This window comes from uncultured Litoreibacter sp. (assembly GCF_947487515.1).
Taxonomy (GTDB): domain Bacteria; phylum Pseudomonadota; class Alphaproteobacteria; order Rhodobacterales; family Rhodobacteraceae; genus Litoreibacter.
Map to the genome: position 1 here is coordinate 15710 of NZ_CANKWO010000005.1, position 26682 is coordinate 42391.

The 26682-nt window shown below is 55.9% G+C and carries 29 protein-coding genes; 14 read left to right on the forward strand and 15 right to left on the reverse strand.

The annotated features are described in order from the left end of the window. Positions 1-74: 74 nt before the first annotated feature. From Q0746_RS16300 to choX, 6 genes are all read right to left on the reverse strand, one after another. Positions 75-1154, reverse strand: coding sequence for an SUMF1/EgtB/PvdO family nonheme iron enzyme (locus Q0746_RS16300; protein ID WP_298262167.1), 1080 nt, complete (start codon positions 1152-1154; stop codon positions 75-77). Next, on the reverse strand, positions 1151-2992 hold the full coding sequence (locus Q0746_RS16305) for a hypothetical protein (protein WP_298262168.1): 1842 nt from the start codon (positions 2990-2992) through the stop codon (positions 1151-1153). Before Q0746_RS16305 ends, Q0746_RS16300 begins: the two co-directional genes overlap by 4 nt. After that, positions 2989-3936 (reverse strand): DUF4123 domain-containing protein, encoded by a 948-nt coding sequence (locus Q0746_RS16310; protein ID WP_298262169.1) that lies wholly within the window; start codon positions 3934-3936, stop codon positions 2989-2991. The genes Q0746_RS16305 and Q0746_RS16310 overlap by 4 nt, the downstream gene beginning before the upstream one ends. A 187-nt stretch (positions 3937-4123) precedes the next feature. After that, positions 4124-5143: a choline ABC transporter ATP-binding protein gene (gene choV, locus Q0746_RS16315; protein WP_298262170.1), complete on the reverse strand. Its 1020-nt coding sequence runs from the start codon at positions 5141-5143 to the stop codon at positions 4124-4126. Continuing rightward, on the reverse strand, positions 5143-5973 hold the full coding sequence (choW, locus tag Q0746_RS16320; protein ID WP_298262171.1) for a choline ABC transporter permease subunit: 831 nt from the start codon (positions 5971-5973) through the stop codon (positions 5143-5145). The genes choV and choW overlap by 1 nt, the downstream gene beginning before the upstream one ends. A 136-nt stretch (positions 5974-6109) precedes the next feature. Next, positions 6110-7036: a choline ABC transporter substrate-binding protein gene (gene choX / locus Q0746_RS16325; RefSeq protein WP_298262172.1), complete on the reverse strand. Its 927-nt coding sequence runs from the start codon at positions 7034-7036 to the stop codon at positions 6110-6112. Between the two features lie 87 nt (positions 7037-7123). Here choX and Q0746_RS16330 point away from each other — a divergent pair, with 87 nt between their 5' ends. Further along, entirely contained in the window at positions 7124-8029 is a 906-nt protein-coding gene (locus Q0746_RS16330) for a ribokinase (protein ID WP_298262173.1), read from the forward strand. Here Q0746_RS16330 and Q0746_RS16335 read toward each other — a convergent pair. From Q0746_RS16335 to Q0746_RS16370, 8 genes are all read right to left on the reverse strand, one after another. Continuing rightward, positions 8026-8370 carry a hypothetical protein gene (locus Q0746_RS16335; RefSeq protein ID WP_298262174.1) on the reverse strand — a complete coding sequence of 115 codons (345 nt, stop codon included), beginning with the start codon at positions 8368-8370 and terminating at the stop codon, positions 8026-8028. The genes Q0746_RS16330 and Q0746_RS16335 overlap by 4 nt on opposite strands. Further along, a complete protein-coding gene (locus tag Q0746_RS16340) occupies positions 8367-8735 on the reverse strand; it encodes a hypothetical protein (protein WP_298262175.1) in 369 nt (122 codons plus the stop codon). The genes Q0746_RS16335 and Q0746_RS16340 overlap by 4 nt, the downstream gene beginning before the upstream one ends. Positions 8736-8832: 97 nt before the next feature. Further along, positions 8833-9222, reverse strand: a complete 390-nt coding sequence (locus tag Q0746_RS16345; protein WP_298262176.1) for an acyl-CoA thioesterase — start codon at positions 9220-9222, stop codon at positions 8833-8835. After that, positions 9222-9848 carry a 3-oxoacid CoA-transferase subunit B gene (locus Q0746_RS16350; protein WP_298262218.1) on the reverse strand — a complete coding sequence of 209 codons (627 nt, stop codon included), beginning with the start codon at positions 9846-9848 and terminating at the stop codon, positions 9222-9224. Before Q0746_RS16350 ends, Q0746_RS16345 begins: the two co-directional genes overlap by 1 nt. Beyond that, positions 9845-10558, reverse strand: a complete 714-nt coding sequence (locus Q0746_RS16355) for a CoA transferase subunit A (protein WP_298262177.1) — start codon at positions 10556-10558, stop codon at positions 9845-9847. The genes Q0746_RS16350 and Q0746_RS16355 overlap by 4 nt, the downstream gene beginning before the upstream one ends. Positions 10559-10923: 365 nt before the next feature. Then, positions 10924-11676, reverse strand: a complete 753-nt coding sequence (locus Q0746_RS16360; protein ID WP_298262178.1) for an AraC family transcriptional regulator — start codon at positions 11674-11676, stop codon at positions 10924-10926. A 3-nt stretch (positions 11677-11679) separates the two neighbouring features. Then, entirely contained in the window at positions 11680-11982 is a 303-nt protein-coding gene (locus Q0746_RS16365; RefSeq protein ID WP_298262179.1) for an antibiotic biosynthesis monooxygenase, read from the reverse strand. Continuing rightward, positions 11983-12594 carry a class I SAM-dependent methyltransferase gene (locus tag Q0746_RS16370; protein WP_298262180.1) on the reverse strand — a complete coding sequence of 204 codons (612 nt, stop codon included), beginning with the start codon at positions 12592-12594 and terminating at the stop codon, positions 11983-11985. It abuts the gene before it with no gap. A 159-nt stretch (positions 12595-12753) separates the two neighbouring features. On the opposite strand from Q0746_RS16370, the gene Q0746_RS16375 reads away from it, so the two are divergent. From Q0746_RS16375 to Q0746_RS16385, 3 genes are read left to right on the forward strand one after another with little or no spacing between them, the layout of a single operon-like run. After that, entirely contained in the window at positions 12754-13962 is a 1209-nt protein-coding gene (locus Q0746_RS16375; protein WP_298262181.1) for a glycine C-acetyltransferase, read from the forward strand. Beyond that, positions 13959-15014, forward strand: coding sequence for an L-threonine 3-dehydrogenase (tdh, locus tag Q0746_RS16380; RefSeq protein ID WP_298262182.1), 1056 nt, complete (start codon positions 13959-13961; stop codon positions 15012-15014). Before Q0746_RS16375 ends, tdh begins: the two co-directional genes overlap by 4 nt. Before the next feature lie 53 nt (positions 15015-15067). After that, positions 15068-15640, forward strand: coding sequence for an XRE family transcriptional regulator (locus Q0746_RS16385; RefSeq protein ID WP_298262183.1), 573 nt, complete (start codon positions 15068-15070; stop codon positions 15638-15640). A gap of 12 nt (positions 15641-15652) precedes the next feature. Here Q0746_RS16385 and Q0746_RS16390 read toward each other — a convergent pair whose 3' ends face one another. Further along, positions 15653-16558 (reverse strand): GntR family transcriptional regulator, encoded by a 906-nt coding sequence (locus tag Q0746_RS16390; RefSeq protein ID WP_298262184.1) that lies wholly within the window; start codon positions 16556-16558, stop codon positions 15653-15655. A gap of 135 nt (positions 16559-16693) precedes the next feature. Between Q0746_RS16390 and Q0746_RS16395 the strand changes: the two genes are divergently transcribed. From Q0746_RS16395 to Q0746_RS16440, 10 genes are all read left to right on the forward strand, one after another. Beyond that, positions 16694-16822, forward strand: coding sequence for a hypothetical protein (locus tag Q0746_RS16395; protein ID WP_298262185.1), 129 nt, complete (start codon positions 16694-16696; stop codon positions 16820-16822). 124 nt (positions 16823-16946) lie between these two features. Beyond that, positions 16947-17963 carry a zinc-binding alcohol dehydrogenase family protein gene (locus Q0746_RS16400; protein ID WP_298262186.1) on the forward strand — a complete coding sequence of 339 codons (1017 nt, stop codon included), beginning with the start codon at positions 16947-16949 and terminating at the stop codon, positions 17961-17963. A 347-nt stretch (positions 17964-18310) separates the two neighbouring features. Further along, entirely contained in the window at positions 18311-19471 is a 1161-nt protein-coding gene (locus tag Q0746_RS16405) for an acetate/propionate family kinase (RefSeq protein ID WP_298262187.1), read from the forward strand. Positions 19472-19624: 153 nt separating this feature from the next. After that, complete coding sequence (locus Q0746_RS16410; protein ID WP_298262188.1) at positions 19625-20221, forward strand: hypothetical protein; 597 nt, start codon at positions 19625-19627, stop codon at positions 20219-20221. Between the two features lie 90 nt (positions 20222-20311). Next, positions 20312-21643 carry a type VI secretion system-associated FHA domain protein TagH gene (gene tagH, locus Q0746_RS16415; protein ID WP_298262189.1) on the forward strand — a complete coding sequence of 444 codons (1332 nt, stop codon included), beginning with the start codon at positions 20312-20314 and terminating at the stop codon, positions 21641-21643. A 121-nt stretch (positions 21644-21764) separates the two neighbouring features. Then, on the forward strand, positions 21765-22286 hold the full coding sequence (locus tag Q0746_RS16420) for an OmpA family protein (RefSeq protein ID WP_298262190.1): 522 nt from the start codon (positions 21765-21767) through the stop codon (positions 22284-22286). An 88-nt stretch (positions 22287-22374) separates the two neighbouring features. After that, positions 22375-23727 carry a type VI secretion system ImpA family N-terminal domain-containing protein gene (locus Q0746_RS16425; protein ID WP_298262191.1) on the forward strand — a complete coding sequence of 451 codons (1353 nt, stop codon included), beginning with the start codon at positions 22375-22377 and terminating at the stop codon, positions 23725-23727. Positions 23728-23860: 133 nt separating this feature from the next. After that, positions 23861-24385, forward strand: a complete 525-nt coding sequence (gene tssB / locus Q0746_RS16430) for a type VI secretion system contractile sheath small subunit (protein WP_298262192.1) — start codon at positions 23861-23863, stop codon at positions 24383-24385. Between the two features lie 66 nt (positions 24386-24451). Beyond that, positions 24452-25942, forward strand: coding sequence for a type VI secretion system contractile sheath large subunit (tssC, locus tag Q0746_RS16435; RefSeq protein WP_298262193.1), 1491 nt, complete (start codon positions 24452-24454; stop codon positions 25940-25942). Positions 25943-25996: 54 nt separating this feature from the next. Then, positions 25997-26506, forward strand: coding sequence for a type VI secretion system tube protein Hcp (locus tag Q0746_RS16440; RefSeq protein ID WP_298262194.1), 510 nt, complete (start codon positions 25997-25999; stop codon positions 26504-26506). The last annotated feature ends 176 nt before the right edge of the window (positions 26507-26682 follow it).

Genomic DNA, 26682 nt, shown 5'->3' on the forward strand with positions numbered 1-26682 from the left:
AAAAAATGAAATAACTGGCATGATCGTACCCTTGTATTGGCGTTTTGCCAAGAAATGATGAGGTGACTGGTGCATTAGCGACGCTTCAATGGCTCAAAGGCCTTTGGAAAGTCGTCAGGGATGGCCCCGGGGGGCCGTCCGAAACCGGATTTGTCAGGGGCGTCGGCGATGTTCACAACGCAGCGGGCCCCAACAGAAAAGCCATCATAAATAACGTCTAGATCTGGCTCGAAATAGGGTGCTTTGCTCGGAAAGTATTGGAGCATGTCTTCACGATGGAGCTGACCCGCAGCGCCATACATGAAGAGTGAGTTCAGTGACGCCTGAGCCCCATGATATGACCCGCGCCAAACACGGCGGTGCCGCAGCGCGGGGTCACCTTCAAAGCCGTTCTCAAAAACCGCACCGCTCTCTGGGTCGGCCCAGCTTTCCAATACCCATTCCGAAAGATTGGAACTCATCGCATAGAGGCCGATTGGATTGGGCGGGTAGGCATCGGGAAGATGCGAGGTGTGGGGCTGATCGTTGAGCGTCTCATGGTACAGTTTCGCTAAATAATCGTAGGTGCCGTCCTGCGTTGCATAGGCCACATCATGCCCACCCGACCGGGCGGCGTATTCCCATTGCTCTTGCGTTGGTAAGTTAAAGGGATGACCCGTGATTTCCGAAAGCCATTCACAAAAACCGGTCGCTTGGTGATAGGCGATGTTCGCAGGATAGGGGCCCTGCCTTTCGTGACCGTTGGGCACATCCGGGCGCAAAGAAAGGTCATTTGCGGCGGCATAGAGGTCGAAGTCGTAATTGGTGACCTCAAAGCGGGAGATGTAGTAGCTGCCGATGCTGATAGGAGCGCGGTCGGCGTCTACGACAGGGCCGTAGATAAGTTCGTTGCGAACTTCACCGTCCAGCATGACCGGAACCGGCACGTTGCCCAGCTTGAAACTGCCACCGGGAATATAGACCATGTCGCCCAGCACGCGCTGGCGCAGGTCTTCGATGTTGCGGGTTGATGCGCGCGGGGCAGAGTAGCCTTTCAGCCCGTCGCCGCCAAAGAATTTTTCCACGTCAATCATTCCATCAGAATCCAATGCCCAGGTTACTGCCGCAGCGCATGCCACGACGCCGGTGAGTGCGCCCCATACCCATTTCTTCATGCATAATACCTTGTTGGTGTGTCCGGAGCAATTTCGCGCTGACTTTCGATCTCAAGCACCTTCTCGGTGAATTTCCGTTGGGATCCGAAGTCCAACACGTAGTTCAATCGCGCCATACCGGCGGCTTTTCCGGTCTTGCTGCCGTCCTGACTGACGCGCTCAATGACCTGCTCCCATTCGCGGCGCGACTGGATGGTGTCCATAACGACCAAGATTGCCCCTTCTTGGTATTCCTCGCGCGAGTTGACGAAGGTTTCAGACAGGCGATATAGCACCATGCCTTTGGTTTCCGGCGGGCCAAAGGTCAAAATATCAGGACGTGCCTGAATACGGCGGGCGAAATCTTCCGCCTCTTGCGCGTCTTTAAACATTTCGGTCACTGCTCTCGCGGCTACTATGACGGCCCGACCGATGTCCATTGTAAGGCGTGCGGGGGCCAACAGAACAAAGAGAGCGAGGTCCTGAATCGCCTTAAAGGCCTTAGGGGCGATAAAGTTCAACTTGGCGAAATCATTCGCGACCAGTTGATGGAAAATATACATGATAAAATCGGCAATGGTGTTGAGGCCAAGGGCAGCAGTGATCCCCCCCTTTGCGCCAACGCCAATCACCAATTGTGCGCCGCCGCGGACGTAGATTTTGCCGGTGGGTTCGTAATACTCAATGTTGAATTCGGCCGAGGCACCGATACCAGCATTTGCCGCGATCGTGACGCCGACCTCAAACACCGTGGCCCAGCCGTGCCGACCGGATGACTGACGTTTTTCGGGGTTGTCCCATTCAAGCCCGCCTTTGACCTCGGCGGCGGCTTCGACGCCCGCAAAGGCCCCCGCGGCGACACCGCCCTTGCCATTCGCATCAGACCCGCGGCCCATCACTTTGCCGTCGGCCTCGGGTTTATATTCGATGCCGACGTTGCCCATGATCGACGCGCCGACCATTGCATCTGCGCTAATCTGTGCCTTGAAGCGAAAATAGCCGAAATCCAACTGGGTCTGGGAATTGCCCGTTTGTCCGTTGCTGGACCCGTCTCCGCCCAAATCCAGCAACGCATGCCAGCCGTCACGGTCAGGCAGGTAGCCGGTTAGCTCGGCCTTCGCCTCTGCAAGATTGGCGCGTGCATTGCCACCAAGACTTAGGCCATAGCTGTTTTCAGAGGGGTTATGGCCAAGGTTCACTTTGAAGCCTGCGTACCCGCGCATCAATTGGGCGCCGGCGGATAGATCGTAGTTATCGCCTGATTTAGACACCAAAAGGCTGTTGTTGATCCCATCCACCCATCGCGCGAAGCTGCCATCCCAAATTTTACTCAGCGAGCCCGAAACGTTGCCCTGAATAAGCGTGCCTTCGGCCTGAACGCCCGATGCCAGATCGCTGGCCAGTTGTTCTTTGACGCCGGACAAGGCCGCGATCAAGGACGGCTTATCAAGTTGCTTTGGGTCGGTGTTGGAGCCAACCTGTCTGGGTTCCAAAAGCTGCGGGCGCACCTGATAGCTGCGCAGGTGATTGCGCATTTTGTCGGAGCGAATGTAGTTGTACTTCCGGCTGCGCACGTTGAACACCTGCACCACATGTTTGGAGGTCAACGCCCCTGCGGGATCGATGTAGTCCTTCAGCATGTTTGCCAATGCGTCGTGGGGGTCTCCGGCTGTGTTGGCGTCAGGGGTGGCAGTTTGAAGGGCGTCGAATGCCGCCTCCATGGCCGTTATTTCTGCGTTGAGTTCCGCCAGCGCCTGGTCTCCGCCGAACAAAAGCACCACGCTGCTGCCAACGGCGGGGTCACCACAAGAAGGGACATAGAAGATTTCAATGTCTCCGCAATCCATGCAAATGCTCATGCGTCAATCCTTTCGAGCCCAAAGTGCTGGCGGGCCTTATATAAAATGAACCCCATAGAGAACTTGCCACTGGCGACAGTCTGCCAAAATGTGGCGTGCTCACTTGGGTTGATCTGCTTTAAGAGGTCAAATGCGCCAAGCAGATCAGTGTCATGGCTGAAATGATATGTTTGAAGCCGCACGGCGGTGTCGACAAAGGCCGCGTGGTCGGATTTCGGGATGTCATGCTCAACACATAGCTTACGCGCGTGACGATTGTACTCGACCAGCTGCATTGCGCGCCATTTGCGGCGGGTCAGCTTCATGCTTTCAGGGGCGACGTCCAGCGCCGGATCAACGGAGAGAACCTTGGCCGCCCATGTTTCCGGATGAGGTTGCTCAATCGCGACAATAGAATGCAAGGGTGCAAAGAAACCCGCTATTTCCCCGTCGGTGGCTTGACCAAGGAGCGCGGTCAAGAAATCCGGCTCGAAGAAGCGCAAGAAGTAGCTATCTCCTTGTTCGTCAACCAATTTGGTATACTTGCGGAAATGTGCTCGAAGGGTGGTCAGTGACTGATCCGAGCGAATGAGTATCCCGATCTGGCGGCGCCAGAAATGCCATGGGGCATCGGTGTCGGGGCTATCAGTTGCGGTCATCAAATCACGCAGCATTCTGCTGTCGGGCTGAAGCTCTACCAACCATGGCGACAGGTCACCCATGTTGGCCATTGCTTCGCCGGAATAAAGACAGCTGTGTGGGAGATCTTGATTTTCAAGCATTTCGACAAGGCCAGTGGCCTGTGCGGCGTCGAGAACGGCATAGAGATGCGTTTGACCGGAATCAGACCCATGGTCACCCAACAGCGCGGGCAACAGCAAAGAGGGGACAGTGTCGGTGGACCCCAATTCTGGCGCGAGCGGGATCAAATCGACAATTGTGTCAATGATGAGTGATCGGGACATATATACGTTTCGACAGAAGTTCTAAAATTCTAATGCGCAGAGTGTAGAGCCAAAACGACTTGTTTGGAAAGGAAAATTACGCCGCCGCCGCCAACAGCAAGGACCGATTGCGCAATTGGCGGGGCAAGACCGGTGTTGAAAGGCCGGTCCTGCGTTAACGCATTGGCGCATGCGGTTTGCCATTTGGCTAATCGCGCGGATTTACCAATTTCGCCAGAACCGTATCGCGGGTGACTTGGCCGATAAGCTCACCGTCACGAGTCACGCCCAGAACCGGTGTTTTGGCCATCTGATCCATAATCTCGGTCACCCCGACATCTGCATCAATGGTCATCTTGGGCGTGCCTTGTACAGGTTCCACCATATCGCGCGCGCATAGAACGCCAAGCGGGTTCATATGGGCCACGAAATCCGCGACATAGTCGTTTTGCGGATTGGTGAAGATGTCCTGAGGGGTGCCGCATTGAACGATCCGCCCCCCCTCCATGATTGCAATGCGGTTGCCGATTTTGAACGCCTCGTCGAGGTCGTGAGACACGAAAACGATCGTGCGCTTTAGCTTTTGTTGCAGCTCCAGCAATTCGTCCTGCAAGCGGGTCCGGATCAGGGGATCGAGCGCGGAGAAGGGCTCGTCCATCAACAAAATGGGGGCTTCGGTGACGAAGGCACGTGCAAGACCCACGCGCTGCTGCATGCCGCCCGATAACTCACCTACTTTGCGATCTGCATGCGGACGAAGGCCCACAAGATCAAGCTGGGTTTCGACCCTATCATTGCGCTCGGCGTGGGACATGCCGCCAAGCTCCAACCCAAGGCCCACGTTCTCGCGAACGCTGCGCCACGGGAGCAAACCGAACTGTTGGAACACCATTGCAATCGTGCCCAAACGCAAGCGGCGCAGCGTCTTGGCGTCCGCATTGGTGATATCGACCATGGTGCCGTTGTCATTGACTTCGACATGACCGCGTTCAACCGGATTAAGGCCGTTTACAGCGCGTAATAGGGTCGATTTTCCCGATCCGGACAACCCCATGAGCACCAGAATTTCGCCCTCGGCCACGGTCAGCGAGCAGTCATGCACCCCCAGCACTTGGCCGGTTTCTGCCTGCACCTGTTCGCGGTCTTTGCCTTCGTCCATTGCAGGCAGGGCAGAGGCAGGTTTGTCACCGAATACAATCGAGACGTTTTTGAAATCAACGGCGGTCATTAGTTGTCTACCCTCAGCATACGGTCGAGCATGATGGCCACGACAACGATCACAAATCCCGCCTCAAATCCTAGGGCGGGGTTCACTTGGTTCAGCGCCCGCACAACCGGCACGCCAAGGCCGTCGGCCCCCACAAGGGCGGCGATGACGACCATGGAGAGCGACAGCATGATGGTCTGGTTCAGCCCCGCCATGATTTGGGGCAGGGCATAGGGCAGTTCGACCTTCCACAGAGTTTGACGGGGCGTCGCACCAAAGGCTTGGGCGGCTTCTAGCAGCGGTTTCGGTGTGGAAGACACGCCCAGATGTGTAAGCCGGATCGGGGCTGGCAACACAAAGATCACGGTCGCGATCAGCCCCGGCACCATGCCGATACCAAAGAACACGATGGCGGGGATCAGATAGACGAATGTGGGCAAGGTTTGCATCAGATCAAGCACGGGGCGCATCGCTGCGAACAAACGCGGGCGGTGCGCGGCGGCGATGCCGATGGGCATTCCAACAGCCATACAAACCACACAAGCAGATAGCACCAAAGTCAGGCTTTCGGTTGTCTCCTCCCAATAGTCTTGGTTGAGGATGAACAAAAACCCGAGAAAGACGAAGAGGCAGGTTTTCCAACTGCGTTGCAGCACCCATGTCAAAGCGACAAAGCCTGCGATCGTGACCAGCGGATGCGGGCTTTGCAACACCCACAAAATGGCCTCGATCAGGGTTTCCATCACAGCAGAAAGCGCGTCGAAGAAAGGTTCACCTGCGTCCTTGAGCCATTCGAATATGGACTTCGCAGTTTTACCGATGGGAATCTTATTGTCTGTCAGCCAGTCCATGGGGATCTTTCCAAATGAGATGAATGATCATCGGGTGTCATAGGGCAAATGTGAAGAGATTTCGCGTCAGCCCATCGCATGAAAAAGCCCGAGCGCTCCGCGCCCGGGCCAGAATGTTGTATTGCCTCAGCCGAACCTACAGGCCCAAGGCCGATTTGGCCGCGGCCACCGCGTCGCCGCCGTCTTTGGTTGTCACGCCATCAAGCCAACCCATGATGGCTTCGGGGTTTGCCTTCATCCATGCAGTTGCTGCGTCGTCCGCGTCTTCACCATCGTTCAGGATCGCCCCCATGATTTCGTTTTCCATGGCGAGTGTGAACTTCAGGTTGCCCAAAAACGCACCCACGTTCGGGCAGTCCTCTGACAGGCCTTTGCGGGTGTTGGTGTAGATGGTTGCCCCGCCCAGATCAGGCCCGAAGAACTCGTCGCCTCCGGTCAGATAACCCATGTCGAAGTTGGCGTTCATCGGGTGCGGCTCCCAACCCAAGAAGATCACCGGTTCCCCTTTTTTGGTGGCGCGTTCAACTTGGGCAAGCATGCCTTGCTCGGAGGATTCGACGACTTCGAAGTCCTTCAGGCCGAAGCTGTCGCCGTCGATCATCGACTGGATCAACCGGTTGCCGTCATTGCCCGGCTCGATGCCGTAGATTTTGCCATCGAGTTCCTCGGCTTTGCCCGCGATGTCAGCGAAGCTTGCGATGCCCATGTCTTTGGCGACGGAATTCACCGCCAATGTGTATTTCGCACCTTCGAGGTTTTCGCGCACGGTCACCACGGTGCCTGCTTCGCGGTAGGCCGCGATATCGCCTTCCATAGTCGGCATCCAGTTGCCGAGGAACACGTCAATATCGCCTTCGGCCATAGAGGTATAAGTCACCGGAACCGACAGCAGCTTGATGTCGGTTTTGTAGCCGAGCGCGTCCAGCAGTACTGTCGTCGCCGCAGTGGTGGCGGTAATATCGGTCCAGCCAACGTCAGAGAATGTGATCTCATCGCAGGCAGCGAAAGCGGGGCCAGCAACGGCGGCAATCGCAATCGCGGATAGGGTGGTTTTGATGGACATTTGATCGTCTCCCAGTTCATGTTCTTGATTGCGAGCAGGGTATACGGCCTGCACGAAGTGTAAAGCTGGAACTAGAGCAGAGGTGATATGGGCAAAGTAGCGGTCTTGGGAATTTTTGTAGCGGATGCGGCGTTCAGGGCGGATCGCTTGCCAGTCATTGGGGAGACCATTTTAGGCAACTCCTTTGCGCTTGGACCAGGTGGAAAAGGCTCTAATCAGGCGGTGGCGGCGGGAAAGATGGGCGCAGAGGTTGCGTTTATCTCTGCGCTTGGGGCGGATGCATTTGCGCAGATGGCGCGCGACATGTGGGCCGAGGCAGGGGTAACGCCTGTCATCCGCGAGATAGCCGACAGCTACACCGGAGCAGCCTTCATCTATGTGGATGAGACGTCCGGCGACAACGCGATTATTGTATCCCCCGGAGCAGCAGGCCTAATTGGTGTGTCTGACATCGAACGCGCCCGCGAAGAAATCGAAAATGCGGATGTGTTTATGACCCAGCTAGAGCAGCCCATGGCCGCGGCCTTTGAAGGTTTACGCATGGCGCGTTTGGCGGGGGTGACGACCGTGTTAAACCCTGCGCCTGCCGCCGAGATTTCGCAAGAAATGCTGGAACTTTGCGATTATATCACCCCGAATGAGACCGAAACCGAGGCCCTGACCGGAGTTGCGGTAACGGATGAATCCACAGCCCGAAAAGCGGCCTCTGTGTTGAAGGGCTTAGGGGTTGGTGTTCCGATTATCACCATGGGCGCGCAGGGGGTTTATCTGGATGGGCATGGAATGGTGCCTGCGGCCAAACTGGGAAAAGTGGTTGAAACCACGGGGGCAGGAGACGCGTTCAATGGCGGCTTTGCAAGTGCGTTGGCGCGGGGGCTGTCCCCGCTACAAGCGGCACAATTCGGATGTGTCGTTGCGGGAATTTCGGTGACGCGTTCCGGTGCCGCTGCATCGATGCCAACGCGGGCCGAGGTGGACGCGCAATTGAGTTAATAGTCTACCGGTTCAAGTTGCCTGAGACTTTGGCGGGTTCGTGTGTGCAGCGCGCTTAGGCTATTGGGGTTCTCGCGGTCAAGCGTCAGCGGGACAGGCACCATGCCCGGAAAGACAGCGATGTAGAACTCCAGCAAAACAACGCTGCCCTCCTCGCTTAGCTTTTGCAGAAATGTTGGCTCCGCGTAGGAATGACCAACTGGCTTTGGCAGTTGCGGGGCATTGGCGATTTCCTGTTCGGAGGCATGGAGTCGCGCGAAGGATATCCCCAGAACGACACAAAAGATGAGTAAGGGGATATGGCTCACGACCGCCCAGAGAAGTGAAAGGAAATATTTCACGGACCTTCCAGGCCCATTTTGGACGTTATGTTTGCCCAAAATTCGATCTCGCGGGTGGCCGCTTCCACGCTGTGCGGGGCCGGAGCGCGTGACAGGGCCGTGCGGTTATGCAGGTCCTTCAGGCCGTTTTTCGGCTTTTCCTCTTTGCCTGTGAAATTGGCCCAGAACAGCTTTGCGCTGTCGAGGAAGCTTGGCTCGCCTATTCCGGGGCGGGAAATGTCGCGGCCAGAATCGGAGACAAATTTCGGACCGGGGGCCGCACCGGCAGGGGCGATCATGGTCGTGTGATACGAGTGTCCAAGTACAACGAAAGCCCCTAACATGAGGGCGGTGCCCAATATTCTAATAAGTTTAAGAATGCGCATAGGTTTCATCCTGAGGAATTTTAATCCCTCTGAAATGAACGGTCACTGTGACCAATTCATGACCTCACTTTGGTGAGAATTTGAAACCTTCAAGCGCCTATTTAGACGGGGGCAGTGGACGCTTTATGCCGGAATCCTTGATCGCGACGAAGGTGAAATCACCTTCCGTCACCATCACAAGTTCTTCGGTACGTTGGCGGCGCACCCATGTCTCAACATGCATGGTCAGAGACGTATTCCCAGTTTTGACGATCTGGGTGTAGACCGACACCAAATCCCCCACAAGAATTGGGGCGTGGAAGCGCATGGCCTCAATGGCGACGGTGGCCACACGGCCCTGAGCGCGTTGCTGCGCAGTCGTACCGGCGGCGATGTCCATCTGGGAAATCACCCACCCCCCGAAGATATCTCCGCCAGAGTTTGTGTCCTTGGGAAAGGCCACCGTTTGCAGAGTGAGTTCACCTTCGGGGAGCAGTTGCTGTGTCATCAGACGATCTTCGCTTCGGTTGCGGCCTTGAGTTCTTCTTCGGACACACCTTCCGCGCATTCGACGATTTTCAAGCCGCCTTCGACCACATCCAGCACACCCAGATTGGTGATGATGCGGTCGACGACTTTTTGACCGGTCAACGGCAGAGTGCATTCTTTCAAAAGCTTGCTTTCGCCGTGTTTGTTGGTGTGATCCATGACCACAACCACACGGCCAACACCGGCCACCAGATCCATCGCACCGCCCATGCCTTTGACCAGCTTGCCCGGGATCATCCAGTTGGCGAGGTCGCCGTTTTCGGCCACTTCCATAGCGCCCAAAATCGCCATAGCGATCTTGCCACCACGGATCATTCCAAAGCTTTGCGAGCTGTCGAAATAAGCGGTTTGAGGCAGCTCGGTGATGGTTTGCTTACCGGCGTTGATCAGATCAGCGTCGATGTCTTCCTCAAGCGGGAAGGGGCCCATGCCCAACATGCCGTTTTCGGATTGCAGCGTCACTTCCACACCCTCGGGGATGTAGTTGGACACCAGCGTCGGGATGCCGATGCCGAGGTTCACATAGGTGCCGTCTTGCAGCTCTTGAGCGGCCCGTTCGGCCATTTGGTTACGATCCCACATTATGCTGTCCTCACGGTGCGTTGCTCAATTCGTTTCTCGTGATCGCCTTGGATGATGCGATGCACATAGATACCCGGCAGGTGAATGCTGTCCGGATCAAGCGAGCCTGTTGGTACGATTTCCTCAACTTCAACCACACAGACCTTGCCGCACATCGCGGCAGGTGGGTTGAAGTTGCGCGCGGTTTTGCGGAACACGAGGTTGCCGGTTTCATCGGCCTTCCACGCCTTCACAATGGCCAGATCGGCAAAAATGCCTTCTTCCATGATGTAGGTCTCGGATGCGCCATCGGGGCCGGTTGGGAATTCTTTGTGCTCTTTGCCTTCGGCAATCACCGTCCCCACACCTGTCTTTGTGTAGAAACCCGGAATGCCGCAGCCGCCAGAACGCATGCGTTCGGCCAAGGTGCCTTGGGGGTTGAATTCCAGCTCCAGCTCGCCAGACAAATACTGGCGCATGAACTCGGCGTTCTCACCGACATAGGAAGAGATCATTTTCTTGACCTGACGGGTTTGCAACAGAATGCCGATGCCAAAATCGTCGACGCCTGCGTTGTTGGACGCAAAGGTCAGATCCTTGGTGCCAGCTTCCTTGATCGCCTGCAGCAACAGTTCGGGGATGCCGCATAGGCCAAAGCCGCCCGCGGCGATAAACATGCCGTCATGCAGCAAACCATCAAGGGCCTCCGCTGCTGATCCGTAAATTTTCTTCATGGAGTTTCCTTCATCTAGGTGGCCAAGACAGCTGCCACACGAATGTGTGGTACGCTTTTTAAGGGGAATGATGCGGGTTGCAACACGATTGACGGCTACGAGACATGGAAACACTCGCCCAAACTCAGTGGTCCCATGGCGGGCTCGGGCGGTTTGCGGCTGGTCTGGGATTTCGCGCGGTGTCGATAATCGGCTGAATTAATTGACGTAGTTTGCGCAAACAGGTCCCAGAGCTGTCGGCCCCATCCCCGCACCGGCGCCACAAAAAACCGGAATTCCCACCAGCGGCGATATGTCCGCAGAAAAGAGCTGCACGGCCCCTGTTGTGAACCCTAGGTGTCGCTTTGGGGCTTCGTCGATTGCGTTTAGCAGATGCAGCTGGCGCGGTATTCGGTCGGAGACATTTGCATTTGCCGCCTGAACGCCGCGTTGAAGCCGGAGAGGGATTCGTATCCGACTGACAACGCGATTTCAGTAATCGGGGCGTTGGTCATGACAAGCGCCTCCACGGCGTTCATTACTCTGGTGTGGCGCAAAACTTCGCGCCAGGTCATTCCCATTTCCGACGAAAAGCGACGGGCCAAAGCACGAGGCGACTGGTTGGACTGACGTGCGACCTCGTCAAAGGTAAGGGGTGTGTGCGCCAAGCGTTCGGTCAGTTGCACGGCCTTTAACAGGTGCTCGGATCGTGGTGAGGGCAAGACACATTTGCTTGGCACCAAAGACAATTTTTGCACAACGTCAAAGAGGGCTTCGAAGATACGTTTGGAGTAGGGGGACAAAGGCCCATTCTCGGGGCCCCAGTCCCGACATTCTCGCACCAACTCTCGCGCCAGTGGCGACATGTCGAACACCGTCAGAACGTGATCTGGGGCGGGCATAAATTCAGTGGAAAAGAGGACCGACGCAGATGTCAATTTGGACAAGACAGTGATCGTGATTGGATGGCCTGCGCGAATGAGCGCGGCGCGGGCTGGCGGAAGGGTCCAGCGTTGCCCGTCCGCCTCCAGACGAATAGTTCCTTCCATCGCATACAGCAGATAGTGCCGATCCACCTCGAATTGCGACGGATCGGCAGGTTCAAAGCTGCGGTGAAAACAATAGGCGTCTGGCTGCATGCGTCAGTTTACGTTTTCAATCAAAGTGGCGTCAAACCGTTTGCTCACGGGGGGCGAGGTCATGATCGGGCGCAAAACCTGACCGACCGCCGCAAACCTGTCTGATGCAAGATAGGCTGAAAAATCCTGTGCTGTTTCCCATTCATGCAAGACCCCGACGCCGCCCTCATGAACCGCGTCCCAAAAGGGCACGAAGGCAATGCATCCCTTCATGGCCCGTACGGCCTCTACCTCTTGTGTCAGGGTTTTGACCGCCAAGGATCGGTTTTCGTTTGAGACTGGAAATGAGACATGAGCAATGAGCATTTATGCGTCCTTTGGTTGGGTTTTCGAAAAGATGTAGCCGAAACTGGTGCGGCTGGGTGGGCCGGACAGAAAACTGTGAACTGCCACTTCGGATAGTCCGGCGTCTTGGGCCATCTCTTGAATGACCTCGGGGGCGAACCAGCGGTGGCGAAATCTGAGCCAGATGACCCAGTTGCACCAATGCGGCTTTGACACGACCAAATAGAGACGGCCTTGCGGGGCTAGGGTTCGCGCAAATTTGCGCATGGCTTCTGCGGGATTTTCGAAATGTTCGAGAACATGAGCAGCCAAGATCGCATCGAACTTGGTGTCGGTAGAAAAGTCGTCGAATTTGCTATTGATGATCTTTGGGGAAACCCCGCGAAGAGCGAAATGCTGGCGTGCCTGCTTCAGCATTTCTGTGGACTGATCAAGCAGCGAAAGATCCGAACTTCCGCCTGCCTCCAACCAAGAAGAGGCGAAGGTGCCGGTGCCGGTTCCCACATCAAGAACGGGTCCGGAGCGCAGCGCGCCCTGTGCAAGAAACTCGGTGTAGGCCTTGGAATATCCAAGGCGCGAGACTTTCTTGTTCCAAGTGGGGGCTGCGTTTTCATATTGAGTTGGAACATCCATGGCTGCGGTATAGCCGGTTCACGGTGGTCGTACTCACGTTGGAGTGCCATTCACCACCGTCTATCTGCCAACATGACCTGTTCCGCATTTGCTATGAAAAATTCCTTGATAACGGAATATGTCCGTTATATTGGTTTTCCATAGTCAAAGGAGATCACGATGACCCCCCGCTTTATCACACAGATCGAAGAGACGCTGCGCGACATCCACGATGCGGGCTTGATGAAGGTTGAACGAGAGATCACATCGCCGCAAGCGGGAAAGATTCAAGTTCAGCTTGCGGGCCATCTGCATAACGATGTCATTAACCTATGTGCGAATAACTACCTTGGACTTGCCGATCACCCCAAGCTGATAGATGCCGCAAAATCGGCCATGGATACCTATGGCTATGGAATGGCCAGTGTGCGCTTTATCTGCGGGACCCAAGATCTTCATCGCCAGTTGGAGCAAAGCCTTGCGGCCTTTCTTGGCAAAGATGATTCAATTCTGTTCGCCGCCTGTTTTGACGCCAACGGCGGGTTGTTTGAGCCATTGCTTGGCCCCGAGGACGCAATAATTTCGGATGCCCTGAACCATGCGTCGATCATCGACGGGATACGTTTGTGCAAAGCCAAGCGCTACCGCTACGCCAACTCGGACATGGCGGATCTGGAGGCCCAGCTGAAGGCCGCCAAAAGCGCAGGTGCGCGGCATATCATGATCGCAACCGACGGTGTGTTCTCAATGGACGGGTATTTGGCCAAGCTGCCGGAAATTGCCGAACTTGCGGACAAATATGAAGCGATTGTAATGGTTGATGACTGCCATTCCACCGGCTTCATGGGGGAAAAGGGGCAAGGGACGGCCTCGCATTTCGGGGTGAATTCAAAGGTCGATATTCTGACGGGCACCTTGGGGAAAGCCCTAGGAGGGGCGATTGGGGGCTATATCGCGGGGCCTCAACCCGTCATTGATTTGCTGCGTCAACGCGCGCGGCCCTATCTCTTTTCAAACTCTTTGCCACCCAGTGTTGTTGCGGCGTCTTTGGAAGCTTTGAAGCTGGTGCAAGACGGGGATGACCTTCGACGCCAACTTTTCGAGAACGCGGCCTATTGGCGCAAAGGATTGCTGGAGCTTGGCTTTACTCTTCCACAAGGTGTTCACCCGATCATCCCTGTTATGTTGGGCGAGGCGTCTGTTGCACAGCAGATGGCCGCCAAGTTGTTCGACCGTGGCATCTATGTGTCCGGTTTTTTCTTTCCGGTTGTTCCAAAAGGTCAGGCCCGCATTCGGACCCAAATGAACGCGACATTGACCAAAGCGGATTTGGATCATGCGCTTGACGCGTTTGGCGCGGTTGGACGCGAACTTGGAGTAATCGCATGATCGGTAGCGTGCCGAATGGGATGAAAGCTCTGGTCAAAGCGAAGGCGGAAGCTGGCCTGTGGCTGTGCAGGGAACCCGTGCCTGAAATTGGGGCCGATGACGTTCTAATAAAGATTAATATGACCGGCATTTGCGGGACGGATATCCACATTTGGAACTGGGATGACTGGGCCTGTGCAACGGTTCCCGTCCCGCTGATCACCGGCCATGAATTCGCCGGAGAAATCGTAGAAATGGGCCGCAGTGTTGAAGGCCTATCCATCGGTCAACGGGTCAGCGGCGAAGGGCATTTGGTTGGGAAGCAATCGCGCCAGTCCCGCGCGGGCAAGTTTCACCTCGACCCTCAAACACGGGGGATCGGGGTAAATGAGAACGGCGCGTTTGCGCAATTCCTGAAGCTTCCGGCCTTCAATGTTGTACCACTTCCCGACGACATAAGTGACGATATTGGCGCAATCCTTGATCCATTGGGGAATGCGGTTCACACGGCTTTGAGCTTCGATCTGGTCAGCGAAGACGTTTTAGTGACAGGCGCAGGTCCGATCGGCATAATGGCGGCGGCGGTGGCACGGCATGCGGGGGCGCGAAATGTTGTCATCACGGACGTCAACGCGGACCGTTTGGCATTGGCGCAGACGGTTGCTGACGTGGTTCCGGTGAACGTGTTGAAGGAAGACCTTGGCGACGTCACCGCGCGTTTGGGTATGACCCAAGGTTTTGATGTCGGGCTAGAGATGTCCGGTAGCCAAATAGCTTTGGATCAGATGGTGGAGGCAATGGTGATGGGAGGGCGCATTGCGATGCTGGGCATTCCCCCGGGCAAAAGTCCAGTCGATTGGTCGCGCATTGTGTTTAAGGCCCTCACGCTTAAGGGCGTCTACGGGCGCGAAATATTTGAGACATGGTACAAGATGATCTCGATGCTTCAAAATGGTCTTGATGTCTCCAAGGTCATCACCCACCGGTTTGAGGCCGACAACTTTCAAGCAGGTTTTGACGCGATGCTCAGTGGTTCAAGCGGCAAGGTCGTGTTGGACTGGCGGAATATGTGAGGGAGGCTTTGCTTTCCTTGATAAGCAGTGATTGATCTGGCAAGTCTTTGGCCATGGATCAAGAACGTCATGAAATATCCCTCCGGCTGGCAGAGCGTCTGAAGGACACTCGCAAATCGAAGTCATTGAGCTTGGAGGCTTTGTCTTCTCTGGCCGGTGTCTCGAAGTCGATGTTGTCGCAAATAGAGCGTGGAGAAAGCAGCCCGACTGTCGCGACCCTTCTCAACCTGACCCGCGCACTGAACGTAGATTTTGCAGGCTTGCTGGACGATGACCACAAAGACCGCGGGCCGATCAAAGAGGTCATCCGGTCAGAGCAAACTCCGGTGATTATGTCGAAGGGGAAGTCTTGCCAAATTCGTGTGCTCAGCGCACCTGACACGGTGGGCGATCTGGAGATCTACGATCTTCAGTTTGAAGCCCATGGCACGCTGGAAAGCGAGCCGCATAGTCGCGGCTGCCTTGAAAACCTGACGGTCTTTAGTGGTGAACTCATTGTCACAACCGACGGGGTTTCGGAGACCTTAGGGGCAGGGGACACGGTGCGATATGCCGCTGACCGACCTCATTCGATTGTAGCCAGCGGGCACCAAAGCCGCGCGATCCTGATCGTTCACGGCTCTTAGAAAAATCGCGATCTATTCAGAGTGTTTGTTGGCTTTCAGAGAGTTCAGCAAAGTTTGCTTGGACGTCATAAGATGGGCGCGAGCGGCGTCCTCGGCGCGGGTGATGTCACGGCTTCGCACCCCTTCAAGATAGGCCAGATGTTCATGGATTGCGGCCTCGTTGCGGCTGCGTTCGTCGGATTTGTTCCACTGAAAATGATAGTGGAAGACCAAGGAAATGATGTTTTGGAATTCCTTAACGAAGCGGTTTGTCACCACGCTGTTTATGGTGGCGTGGAAGGCTTCATCTAACACAGAAAAGTCGTGGTAATCCTTATCGATCCGCCCCAACAGTTCGTGGTGATCTGCCTCCAGTTTGTCGAGTTTTACCCAGATCGGGTGATCTTGAGGAAGCGTCACGAGGTGGCGCACGGAATTTAGCTCCAGAACTGTCCGGAAATCCGACAGCTCCACGGCATAATCGGGGGTAAACCCGTTGAGTTTCCAACCGCCACGAGGGCGCCTTGTGACGATGCCAAATCGGCTGAGGGCCGAGAAAAATTCCTGCAGTGTATGGGTGGCGACGGAAAAATCTTTCGCCAGCTGCGCTACATTCAAAACTGTTCCCGGAGGCACATCCATCCGCAGCACCCAATCGAGGAATTTGCTTTCGAGTTCTTCAATGGTGAGCAGCTGAGGCGGGCCATCCAAGCGGTCAGCCCGCGTAGGCAGGCGAGAGATGATCTTACTGCGCCCCGTACCCGTCACGATACTTTGCTCAATCAGGCGAGTTAGAATACTGCGCACAATCGTGCGACTGACATTCAACCTGTCCGCCATGGCATTTTCCGAGGGCACCGCGGATCCGATTCCAGCTGCTTCGCACAAGGATAAGCAATCGTTATAGGCTTCGATAAAGCGTGTATTTGTGCGGGCCATTGCCTGTGTCACCTCTTGTTTCGCGGTCGCTTGTAAACGGTATTTATCGATGCGGGGTAAAAATTAAAAACATTTGACCTGCAAAAATGAACTTCATAGTGTTTATTATAATTAAAGACCATTTAGGCGCCGTCTTTGGCCTTTACCAGCCCTGCCTTCTTATCTGTGATCGACGGCTTGACCGTGCTGCTACAAACCTTGGTCATGGGGCTGTTGGCGATTGGAATGGGGCGCGTGATGTGCTTGACCTATGCGACCGCGTAAAGCTTATGAACAAGGGCCGCAACGTCGGGGCGTTCAAGATCGAAGACGTAAACAAAGATGACATTCCAAGCCTGATTATAAAAGGGACACTCCCTGACAGCTGGGCACCGCGAGGACAAAATTAATGAGCCAAGACACGATGGATGCCGGAGTGGTCGTAGCACCTGGACGGTTTGACGTTGAAGTCCGGCCTGCCATCGAATTTGTGCCGAAGGGGTGGGTCCTGATTGACGTATGCGCAGTTGGCCTATGCGGCACCGACTATCATATCCTCGAAGGCAAGCACCCGTTTTTGGAGTACCCACGCGTGATTGGCCATGAGCTAAGCGGCCGTGTCGCGACGGACGCAAGCGGATGGGCAGCGGGTGACTTGGTTGTGGTGAACCCATATCTATCGTGCGGAACCTGTCGAGCGTGTTTGCGGGGCAAACCCAATTGCTGCTCGAAGATTGAAGTCTTGGGCGTGCACCGCGACGGGGGCCTAACAAGGCAATTGGCCGTGCCTGCGGGCAACCTATATGCCGCTACAGGGCTGACCCCAACGCAGGCGGCAATGGTCGAGTTTCTGGCGATTGGCGCGCATGCCGTTCGCCGCTCTGAAGTTGGGCTTAGGGATCGGGTGTTGGTCACCGGAGTAGGCCCCATCGGCATAGGCACTGCCTTGTTCGCCCGCCTGAAAGGGGCGGAGGTCACGCTTCTTGATCTTAGTGCAGGGCGGTTGAAGATGGCGGCCGAAAGCTTTGGATTTAACCAAGGGTTCACCGACATTGACGCGGCCATCGCATCAACGCAAGGAGATGGCTTCGACGTGGTCTTTGACGCCACCGGATTTGTCGGCGCAATCGAGGAGGGTTTTCGGGCCGTCGGCCATGGCGGGACATATACGTTGGTCAGTGTCGTCAAGGAAAGCATCCGCTTCAGTGACCCCGAATTTCACAAGCGAGAGATGCGCCTTATCGGCAGTCGCAACGCGCTAAAGGTGGATTTTGACTGGGTGATGACAGCGTTTCGGGAGGGTCATATCAACGCGGATGCCCTGTGTTCCAAGGTGATATCACTGCCGGATTTGCAACAATCCTTCGGCGACTTGGCTGCTGACAGAACCGATATGATAAAAGTTATCGTTTCACTGCAGGACTAGATCAGGCCGACCGGACACCATGCGAGGCTGCATGGGGCACAATTGGGGTTGCATGTAATCAAGATTATGTTGCCAAACAGAGTGTCGCGCCGGATGTTCTTATAAGACCGGTCCACAGGATGTTTGGCGCGGACGCGATGCTTGTGGGCCTTTCCGGCGGTGCATCGAAACTGCTCTAGTGGCTGCTGGGTGGGCTTTAAGTCCGGCCGCATCACTTCGCGGAATTCGGCGCGTACAGGCGGCTGAAAGGATAGTGTTAAGTCTTGCGCGACATCTGAGGAAGGCCTAGGCCAACTCGGGTGGGGAAACGCCGCTTCGATTTCACGCGTCTAATGGAGCACCGAGGAATGTCTGATATACAATTGGTCCTAAATGCTGGGTCGTCTAGCCTGAAGTTTGCAGCCTATTCCAACGCACAAGATGCTCCGGTTCTCAAAGGCAAGGTGTCGGGCATTGGCCGTGCACCAGAGTTCAGCGCGACGGGTGCAAGTGCTGATGCCTTGGGTGACATGACGCCTGCAACCCCGCATGATGAAATTGTACAACGCGTGCTTGGTTGGCTGACCACCCATGCGGAGTTCGGAGAGATCACCGCAGTCGGGCATCGCGTTGTGCATGGAGGAACGAAATTCTCCAAGCCGGTGTTGATTACCGACGAAAATTTGGCCGAGATGACAACACTGGAACCGCTGGCCCCCTCGCATCAACCGCATAACCTTGGGGCGATCCGTGCTGTGCGCGGCTGGAAGGCAGACTTGCCGCAGGTCGCCTGCTTTGACACAGGGTTCCATGCCAGCCAGCCCAAATTGAGCCGCATGTTCGGGCTGCCGCGCTCCCTGACAGAGCAAGGGGTCATTCGATACGGATTTCACGGGCTGTCGTATGAATATATCGCCCGCATTTTGCCGCGCCATCTGGGGGAAGCGGCTGACGGGCGTGTGGTTGTGGCGCATTTGGGAAATGGCGCAAGCATGTGCGCGATGACAGGGCGCAGGAGCGTCGCGACAACCATGGGGTTCTCGGCGTTGGACGGGCTGGTGATGGGGCGGCGATGCGGCAGCATCGATCCGGGTGTGCTGATCTACCTTCAGCAAGGATTGGGGATGACACCCCGCCAGATAGAACAGCTTCTCTATAAGGAATCGGGCCTGATGGGCGTGTCTGGCGTTTCAAACGCCATGCAGGTTTTGCAAGAAAGCACCGCGCCGGAAGCTGTGGAAGCAATCGAGTTGTTTTGCCTGCGCGCGGCCCAAGAGTTGTCACGCATGTTGCCGGATATTGGTGGCTTGGATGCTTTGGTGTTTACGGCTGGGATCGGGGAGAACTCGGCCGCCGTGCGGGCTGGGATTTGCGCCCATCTAAAGTGGCTGGGTGTCACGCTGGATGCTTCGAAAAACACGGCGGGAGAAACGCATATCCAAGCCTCTGAAAGCGCTGTCCAAGTCTGCGTCCTTCCCACCGATGAGGAAGGGGTGATCCTTGGCCATGTTCGCGACATCGTTGAATAACGCCCTTTTCCTGCACCTTTAGCCTAACGCGATGATTGACGGGCCACAGCATTTGGCATTGAATAGGGGCATCGCCTGATTTTAGTTTTTATTGAAGCGACGTCGAATGAATTGTGTGACCCCCTTCCTGAATGACCCTAAATGGTGGGCCCTATGAGCGAGACCCCCAAAACGACTTCCGGCGGCGGTTTGCTTGACGGAGACCGCACTGTCCCGCCGTCGTCGAACCTGCGCACAGTGCTTGCCCCCGATCTATATGCCATGATGCCGGAGCTGAAAGAGGACATCCAGCTTCAGCCGCGGGCGAATGAAAGCGTGTCGTTTCTGCTCGCGCGGTTGCGTTCTTCCACCACACCCGAAGAAGCCGTGACCATGGCCTCCTATGCGTTTCAACCGCGGATATCGGTCTGGTGGGCGCATGAATGCATGACGACAATGCGCGAACATCTCACCCCGATTGACCATCAGTTGCTGGAACTGATCGGCGGCTGGGCACATGACCCCTCCGACAGCAATCGGCGTGGGATCTATGACGTCGCCTTGAGCGCACCTTCCAAGACTCCAGGCGTCTGGCTTGGCCTTGCCACCGGAGTGTCGGGGGGCGGGCGGCGCGACGAGCCGGTTGATCTAAGTACCCCGCGCGCCGTCAATGCCGGCATCTTGTCTTGTTTGGCACGAGGGGGCTTGCCCCAACGGTCAATCAACCTTGCGCGGTTCATTACGCTGGCGCAAACTCTAGTCGGGGATTGAAAAATACCCTATCTACCCAGAAGCACGCGGTAATCTGCACATCCGCTGCCATTCTTATCAATTGTACCCTGTTCAAGGCTGTTGCCCCAAATGAAGTTGACCCTGAGAATTGAAAATCACGACTTTCTAGAGGACGGTGGTCCGCTGGAAATTTCCGTCGAAGGGCGCGGCATTTTGGTTGGCCGAGATGGCGCCATGGATTGGACCCTGCCTGATCCGGCACGCCATATCTCTAGTCAGCATTTCGAGATCACGTTTCAAAATGGCGTCTACTGGCTAAATGACACCTCCACCAACGGCACCTACCTGCAGGGCCATTCCCACCGTGTAGAGAGCCCCTACCAGATAGCCCATATGGATCGTCTGCAGGTCGGTCACTACATCATTGTGATTGTATTGGAAGGGGCTGCTGCAAGTTGGGGGGCTGATGCCCCAGCCGACGCCCCAGCTGCAAGTGGCGGCGACCCTTGGAATTTGGGGGGCGGCCCTGCGGAGCCGGTGAATGTCACTCCGACAGAAGAAAATGCGTGGCGTGGCGACTTTGGCGACAATTTTATCGTCAATCCAACCCCGCCAGCCACACCGACGCCGCCACCCGCGGCCCCCGCTCCTGCGGCGCCTGATGCGTCACCTTTTGCAGCGGCCGCACCTGTTGCCCCCCCCGCCCCACCAGCGGCCCCGCCCGCCAGCGCGCCGGTAGCCCCTACGCCACCCGCTGCGGCTCCGGCTCCAGAAGGGTTCGCGCCAGCCTCTGCGCCCGCTGCGGCCCCAGCTGCTCCAGCGGCGGCAACCCCGCCGACTGCTGCGGCCCCCGTCGCGGCTGGGCCAAATGCTGACGCCGTGTTGCGCGCGTTTTGCGAGGGCGCAGGATTGCCCTTGGACAGTCTGCCGTCAAAAGACCCGATGGAGTTGGCCCGCGAGCTGGGCCAATCCCTTAGGGTCACCACCGAAGAGCTAAAAGCCCTGCTAGGTGCGCGCGCGGCCACCAAGCAATTTGTGAAAAGCGGTTCGCGCACAATGATGGGTCAGACGGACAATAATCCGCTGAAATTCATGCCAGATGCGGCGCAAGCGCTAGATGTGATGTATCTGAATCCCCGCCAAGGGTATCTTGACGGGACATCTACGCTGGTCGAGGCCTTTGGCGACATCAAGCGGCACCAAACCGCGGTCTATTCCGCCATTCAGCCTGCGTTGGCGCGTTTGCTTGAAGACCTGTCGCCCGAAGCCATCGAAAAGCGGTCCGGCGGGGCAAGCAAGTTGGCAGTGGTGGGCGGCGGTAAACGCGCCCGCAACTGGGAAGTCTTCGTGGAGCGGTGGGACGCCAAAACCCACCCCTATGAGAACGGCATGCTTGATGTGTTTCTTGCGTATTTCGCAGAGGCCTATGATTCCTCGATCAAAGCCGGTGGCGGTCAATAATTACAAATAATTCACACTCGTGAAATCGCACCTTGGAAACAGTGAGTTGCCCGACGTCTCATTGACCGATGGGTTGTCGCGCCGTATGATGCGCGCAGTATTATTTTGAAAAGGTGTTACCATGAAGCGTCTTCTTGCGACCGCCGCTGTGTTTGCAGCCCTGTCTGCGCCAGCCTCTGCACAATCTGCATATACGACTGACGAGCTTGTAGATTTCTATATTAATTCCATCGACATGGGCGCCACACGCGGCATCTGCATCGGCACCGCACAAGAGTGCGACACCGGCGCGACACCTTCCGTCCCACAAGGCTTGGACATGCGAATCAACTTCGAGTTGGATTCTGCCACGCTGACACCAGAAGCTGCAGAAAGCCTGAAGGTCTTCGCGTTGATGATGAAAGACGAGCGTCTTGAGATTGCCCGCTTCGTTGTCGAAGGTCACACTGATGCACGCGGCACCGAAGGCTACAACATCGACCTGTCGGAAGCCCGCGCGGCGGCCGTGTCGGCGTTTCTAACGGACCAAGGCATTTCCGAAGAGCGCCTGTCAGCCGTAGGTCTTGGCAAAGCACAGCCTCGTGTTGCCGACGAATTTGATCCGGAAAATCGCCGTGTCGAACTGCGCATCGACCTTCGCTAAGCTCAGATTGAACACGCTGTGAATTGATATGAGCGGCCATCTCTCCCTTTGACGGGTTTGGATGGCCGTTCGCATTTCGGGACCTTGCATGAAATACGATAAAATCGCCGACCCTATTTCGCCTGACGCGCCCTGTGGTGCTGACCTGCTGGTTGAGGACGATCCGGATTTTATCGGGTACTTCTTCGAAGCACCGGAGCGGATGCCCACGAAGTACTATGATTTGGTTCGCGAGGTGCTTTTCGACCCCAAATCGATCGATTTCAAGGGTGAAGAAAAGCAAATTGAAGCCCTTCTTAAGCGGACGCGTGATTTGCGTTTGCTTGGCATTCAGGCGCGCTTCCAGATTTTGGCTGGCCGGTTGCACGGGTTTTGCGACGCCTTCACGGCGATGGCTGATCTGTTAGAGGCACATCCGACGGATGCGCATCCGCAAGTGAACGGCGACAACAACGAGCGGCGCAATGCCATCGAAGAGCTGAACACATTGGCCACGGTCACCATGCCGCTGCAATACGCCACGCTGGCTGAAGACCGTCGCAGCGGCGCGGTGAACCAGCGGATGTATCTGCTTGCCACCGGTCAGGTAGAGCCGCGCGAGGACGAAGACGTCGGGGACGCTGGAACCTTGTTGGCGGTCCTCAGCAATGAGGCCAACCAAAAAGAAGTCGACAAAACGCACGAGAAACTGGAAGCCGCCAAAACGGCCGCGACCCGCATAATCGACGTCACCAAGGCCCAAGAAGACAGCCCTTTCACTCCGGATATTGAGAAGCTTCAAAATCGCTTGGCGGAATTGCTGGACCTTATCGTTCAAGCGCGTCCCGATCTGGGGGGCTCCAGTGCGGAGGCCGAGGCCGCTGAAGGCGCAGCAGATGATTCAGGCGCTATCGAAGGTGAAGAAGGTGCTGTCGCGGTCGGATCTGCAGCCCCCGCGCAAGCTTCTACGCTTTCGGGTCCGGTTGTCATTCCGACCCATTCTGCGGCGCGGCTCGCTTTGGAAGTTGTGGAACAGTATTTCGCCAACAAAGAACCCTCCGCCGCCGCATTGCTATTAGTGACCCAAGCACGTTTGCTGATCGGCAAGCCATTGGTCGAGGCGATGGACACCTTGCTGCCAGACCATGCGGGGCAAGCCAAAATCGACTTCGGCGCAGAAACAGGTTTTGTCATCTCGATGGATCGCTTGCGGTCGCTGTCTGGGGAGGTGCGCGCGTCTTCTGGACCAGACCCCAGTGACGCCGAGGGGCAGATTCCGGATATGATCACCACTCGGCCGGACGCCGCGTCGGTCATCAAAGCGGTGGAAGATTTCTATCGCCGGAGCGAACCGGTCAGCCCGATTCCAATCCTTTTGTTGAAAGCGCGCGGATTTTTGGATAAAGACTTTCATGCGATAGTTAAGGAATTGATGCCCGCGTCCGACGGACAAGGCGAATAATGGTGACCTTAGGACACTATGAGCGGGTTTATTGATAATTGAATGTGAAGATAGAGTGAAAAATCACCTAAATGCGTTGACAGCAAATGGTGATTAAGGCTTTCTTATCGCGTAGATTTTAGGGAGAGGGAATATGGCCTCAGATTCAGCGACCGGTTTTATTAAACGCAACCGACCACCACGGGTAAACATTTCCTACGCGGATCCCTACGAGTCTGACAAGATGGTCGAGTTGCCATTTGTCATGGGCATCATGTCTGACCTCAGCGGCAACGCTTCCGAGGTAGAGAAGGCACCTGTCGCAGAGCGCGAGTTTACACGCGTCGACCAAGACAGCCTTGATGACTACATGGATTCAGTGGCACCTGGCATCGCGATGCAGGTTGATAACACCTTGGACCCAGAGTCCGGCACCAAGATGAGCGTGAACCTCAACTTCAAAAAGATGGAAGACCTGAGCCCGGGCGAAGTTGCTCGTCAGGTTCCAGCTTTGGCGAAATTGCTCGAAGCACGCACCCAGCTTGCAAACTTGCAGCGCTACATGAACGGAAAATCTGCGGCCCAAGACCAGATCAAGGCGCTGCTGGAAGATCCTGAGTTGATGGCTGCCTTGGCTGAGCGCACGCCAGCAGCTGGCGACGGCGACGCAGAAGAGTAACGAGATATATACCCCCTGTGCGCCAAAGAGTGCTGCACGGGCAAGTGATAATTAAGGGGAACGACAATGGCGACAGAAGCCCAACAGGACGGCGCCCAAGCTGGTGGAGCTCTAAGCGAGCTTGACGAGTTTTCTGATGTTCTAAAGCAGAACTTCAAGCCGCGCTCCGACGTAGCTGCTAAGGAAGTTGAAAACGCGGTAACGACTTTGGTTGCAACCGCGATGCAAGACCAAGACCTTGTATCCGACGACGTAATCGACACTATCGACCAGATGATTGCAGCCATCGACGAAAAGCTGAGCGCTCAGGTCAACGCGATTATCCACCACGAAGAATATCAGAAGATCGAAGCTTCTTGGCGCGGCTTGGCCTATACGGTCAACAACTCCGAGACCGATGCGTCCTTGAAAATCAACGTGATGAACGTCTCGAAAGCGGAACTGGAACGTGAGCTTCGCTCCTTCCCGGGTGCCAAATGGGATCAGTCACCGATCTTCAAACAGATCTACGAGCACGAGTTCGGACAACTTGGTGGTCAGCCTTACGGCGCGCTTGTGGGCGACTTCTACTTCGACCAATCCGCAGCCGATGTTCGCTTGCTGCGCGACATGGGCAAAATCGCCGCCTCTTCCATGGCGCCGTTCTTGTCTTCCGTTGCGCCAACCCTGATGGGCATGGACAGCTGGAACGAGTTGAACAACCCGCGCGATCTGTCCACCGTGTTTGATACACCGGACTATGCCGCATGGAACTCGCTGCGTGACAGCGAAAACTCCCGCTACATCGGCCTGACCATGCCACGCGTTCTGTCGCGTGAACCTTACGGTCAGAATTCCCTGCCAGTTGACGAGTTCAACTTCGAGGAAGAAACCGATGGTCACGAAGGCACGCAATACGCTTGGATGAATGCGGCACACGCAATGGCTGCGAACATCAACCGCGCACATAAAGAGCACGGTTGGACCGTTCAAATCCGCGGTGTTCAATCGGGCGGCGAAGTGATCAACCTGCCATCGCATACATTCGACACAGGCGACGGGTCCACTGACCTGAAATGCCCAACCGAAATTGCGATCAGCGACCGCCGCGAAGGCGAGCTGACCAAAGCCGGCCTGATCGGGCTGGTCCACCGCAAGAACACAGACAAAGCGGCCTTCATTGGCGCGCAGTCGATTTACAAACCGAAGGTCTACAAAGACGAAGAGGCAACCGCATCCGACAACATGTCGGCCCGCCTGCCCTATATCTTTGCTGTATCCCGCTTCAGCCACTACCTGAAGTGCATGGTCCGTGACCAAATCGGCATGTCCCGCTCCCGCGATCAAATCGAGCGCGAGTTGCAAAGCTGGATCATGAAATACGTACACCTGAACCCTGATGAGGCAAGCGAATCTGAAAAGGCGCTTAAACCTCTGGCGGGCGCTACGGTGAAAGTCATTGAGGATGAAGAAAACCCTGGCTACTACATGGGCAAATTCTTCCTTAAACCGCACTTCCAAATGGAAGGAATGGATATCGGGATGAGCCTCGTATCCAAACTACCCGGTGGGAAATAAACAATTTCATTAGCGAAGTTTCCTACTGATTTATTGTAACCAAGGAGAAGACACATGGCTGTCGATATTTTTCTGAAACTGTCGAGCATCAAAGGCGAGTCCCAGGACGCGTCCCACAAACAAGAAATCGATATTCTGAACTGGGGTCTGGGAATGACTCAGTCCGGCACCACCCACATGGGCGGCGGCGGCGGCGGCGGTAAAGTCGACGTTCAAGACATCAACATCATCAAGTACGTTGACCAGTCGTCCAACGACCTGATCAAAAAATGTACGTCCGGCAAGCACATCGACGCTGGCCTGCTGACAGTACGTAAATCCGGTGGCGACGCTCCGGTTGAGTACTTCAAGTTGCACATGGAAATGATCATCGTATCTTCCTACACAACTGGCGGCTCCAAAGACGGTCTTGACCGCATCGAAGAGTCCCTGACACTGAACTTCCGTCGCTTCAACATCGAGTACACGATGCAAGACGACAAAGGTGCAGATGCCGGTACAACCAACGCTGGTTGGGACATCGCAGAAAACAAAGAATGGAACGGCACAGTTTCCCCAGCTTAAGCTGCGGACGCCTTTCGTTCATAAAACAAGGGGGCGCGCCGCTTGCCGGCGCCCCTCTGCCCCTCTTTCTTCCGGACCGCAACCGCAGACCTGCTGTCTCGCATTCCGCTGCGTTTCCCTCCGAGCGATGGTCTGATCCAAACGTCGCCAGAGTGTACCCCGCCCGATGAACAGCA

Coding starts and splice junctions, on each gene's coding strand:
- Q0746_RS16410 (WP_298262188.1), top strand. CDS start 19,625: ATGAGCGAGACCCCCAAAACGACTTCCGGCGGCGGTTTGCTTGACGGA.
- tagH (WP_298262189.1), top strand. CDS start 20,312: ATGAAGTTGACCCTGAGAATTGAAAATCACGACTTTCTAGAGGACGGT.
- choW (WP_298262171.1), bottom strand. CDS start 5,973: ATGGACTGGCTGACAGACAATAAGATTCCCATCGGTAAAACTGCGAAG.
- Q0746_RS16355 (WP_298262177.1), bottom strand. CDS start 10,558: ATGAAGAAAATTTACGGATCAGCAGCGGAGGCCCTTGATGGTTTGCTG.
- Q0746_RS16370 (WP_298262180.1), bottom strand. CDS start 12,594: ATGGATGTTCCAACTCAATATGAAAACGCAGCCCCCACTTGGAACAAG.
- Q0746_RS16385 (WP_298262183.1), top strand. CDS start 15,068: ATGGATCAAGAACGTCATGAAATATCCCTCCGGCTGGCAGAGCGTCTG.
- Q0746_RS16330 (WP_298262173.1), top strand. CDS start 7,124: ATGGGCAAAGTAGCGGTCTTGGGAATTTTTGTAGCGGATGCGGCGTTC.
- Q0746_RS16390 (WP_298262184.1), bottom strand. CDS start 16,558: ATGGCCCGCACAAATACACGCTTTATCGAAGCCTATAACGATTGCTTA.
- Q0746_RS16405 (WP_298262187.1), top strand. CDS start 18,311: ATGTCTGATATACAATTGGTCCTAAATGCTGGGTCGTCTAGCCTGAAG.
- tssB (WP_298262192.1), top strand. CDS start 23,861: ATGGCCTCAGATTCAGCGACCGGTTTTATTAAACGCAACCGACCACCA.
- Q0746_RS16375 (WP_298262181.1), top strand. CDS start 12,754: ATGACCCCCCGCTTTATCACACAGATCGAAGAGACGCTGCGCGACATC.
- Q0746_RS16300 (WP_298262167.1), bottom strand. CDS start 1,154: ATGAAGAAATGGGTATGGGGCGCACTCACCGGCGTCGTGGCATGCGCT.
- Q0746_RS16420 (WP_298262190.1), top strand. CDS start 21,765: ATGAAGCGTCTTCTTGCGACCGCCGCTGTGTTTGCAGCCCTGTCTGCG.
- Q0746_RS16365 (WP_298262179.1), bottom strand. CDS start 11,982: ATGCTCATTGCTCATGTCTCATTTCCAGTCTCAAACGAAAACCGATCC.
- Q0746_RS16440 (WP_298262194.1), top strand. CDS start 25,997: ATGGCTGTCGATATTTTTCTGAAACTGTCGAGCATCAAAGGCGAGTCC.
- Q0746_RS16340 (WP_298262175.1), bottom strand. CDS start 8,735: ATGCGCATTCTTAAACTTATTAGAATATTGGGCACCGCCCTCATGTTA.
- Q0746_RS16360 (WP_298262178.1), bottom strand. CDS start 11,676: ATGCAGCCAGACGCCTATTGTTTTCACCGCAGCTTTGAACCTGCCGAT.
- tdh (WP_298262182.1), top strand. CDS start 13,959: ATGATCGGTAGCGTGCCGAATGGGATGAAAGCTCTGGTCAAAGCGAAG.
- tssC (WP_298262193.1), top strand. CDS start 24,452: ATGGCGACAGAAGCCCAACAGGACGGCGCCCAAGCTGGTGGAGCTCTA.
- choX (WP_298262172.1), bottom strand. CDS start 7,036: ATGTCCATCAAAACCACCCTATCCGCGATTGCGATTGCCGCCGTTGCT.
- Q0746_RS16345 (WP_298262176.1), bottom strand. CDS start 9,222: ATGACACAGCAACTGCTCCCCGAAGGTGAACTCACTCTGCAAACGGTG.
- Q0746_RS16310 (WP_298262169.1), bottom strand. CDS start 3,936: ATGTCCCGATCACTCATCATTGACACAATTGTCGATTTGATCCCGCTC.
- choV (WP_298262170.1), bottom strand. CDS start 5,143: ATGACCGCCGTTGATTTCAAAAACGTCTCGATTGTATTCGGTGACAAA.
- Q0746_RS16400 (WP_298262186.1), top strand. CDS start 16,947: ATGAGCCAAGACACGATGGATGCCGGAGTGGTCGTAGCACCTGGACGG.
- Q0746_RS16305 (WP_298262168.1), bottom strand. CDS start 2,992: ATGAGCATTTGCATGGATTGCGGAGACATTGAAATCTTCTATGTCCCT.
- Q0746_RS16425 (WP_298262191.1), top strand. CDS start 22,375: ATGAAATACGATAAAATCGCCGACCCTATTTCGCCTGACGCGCCCTGT.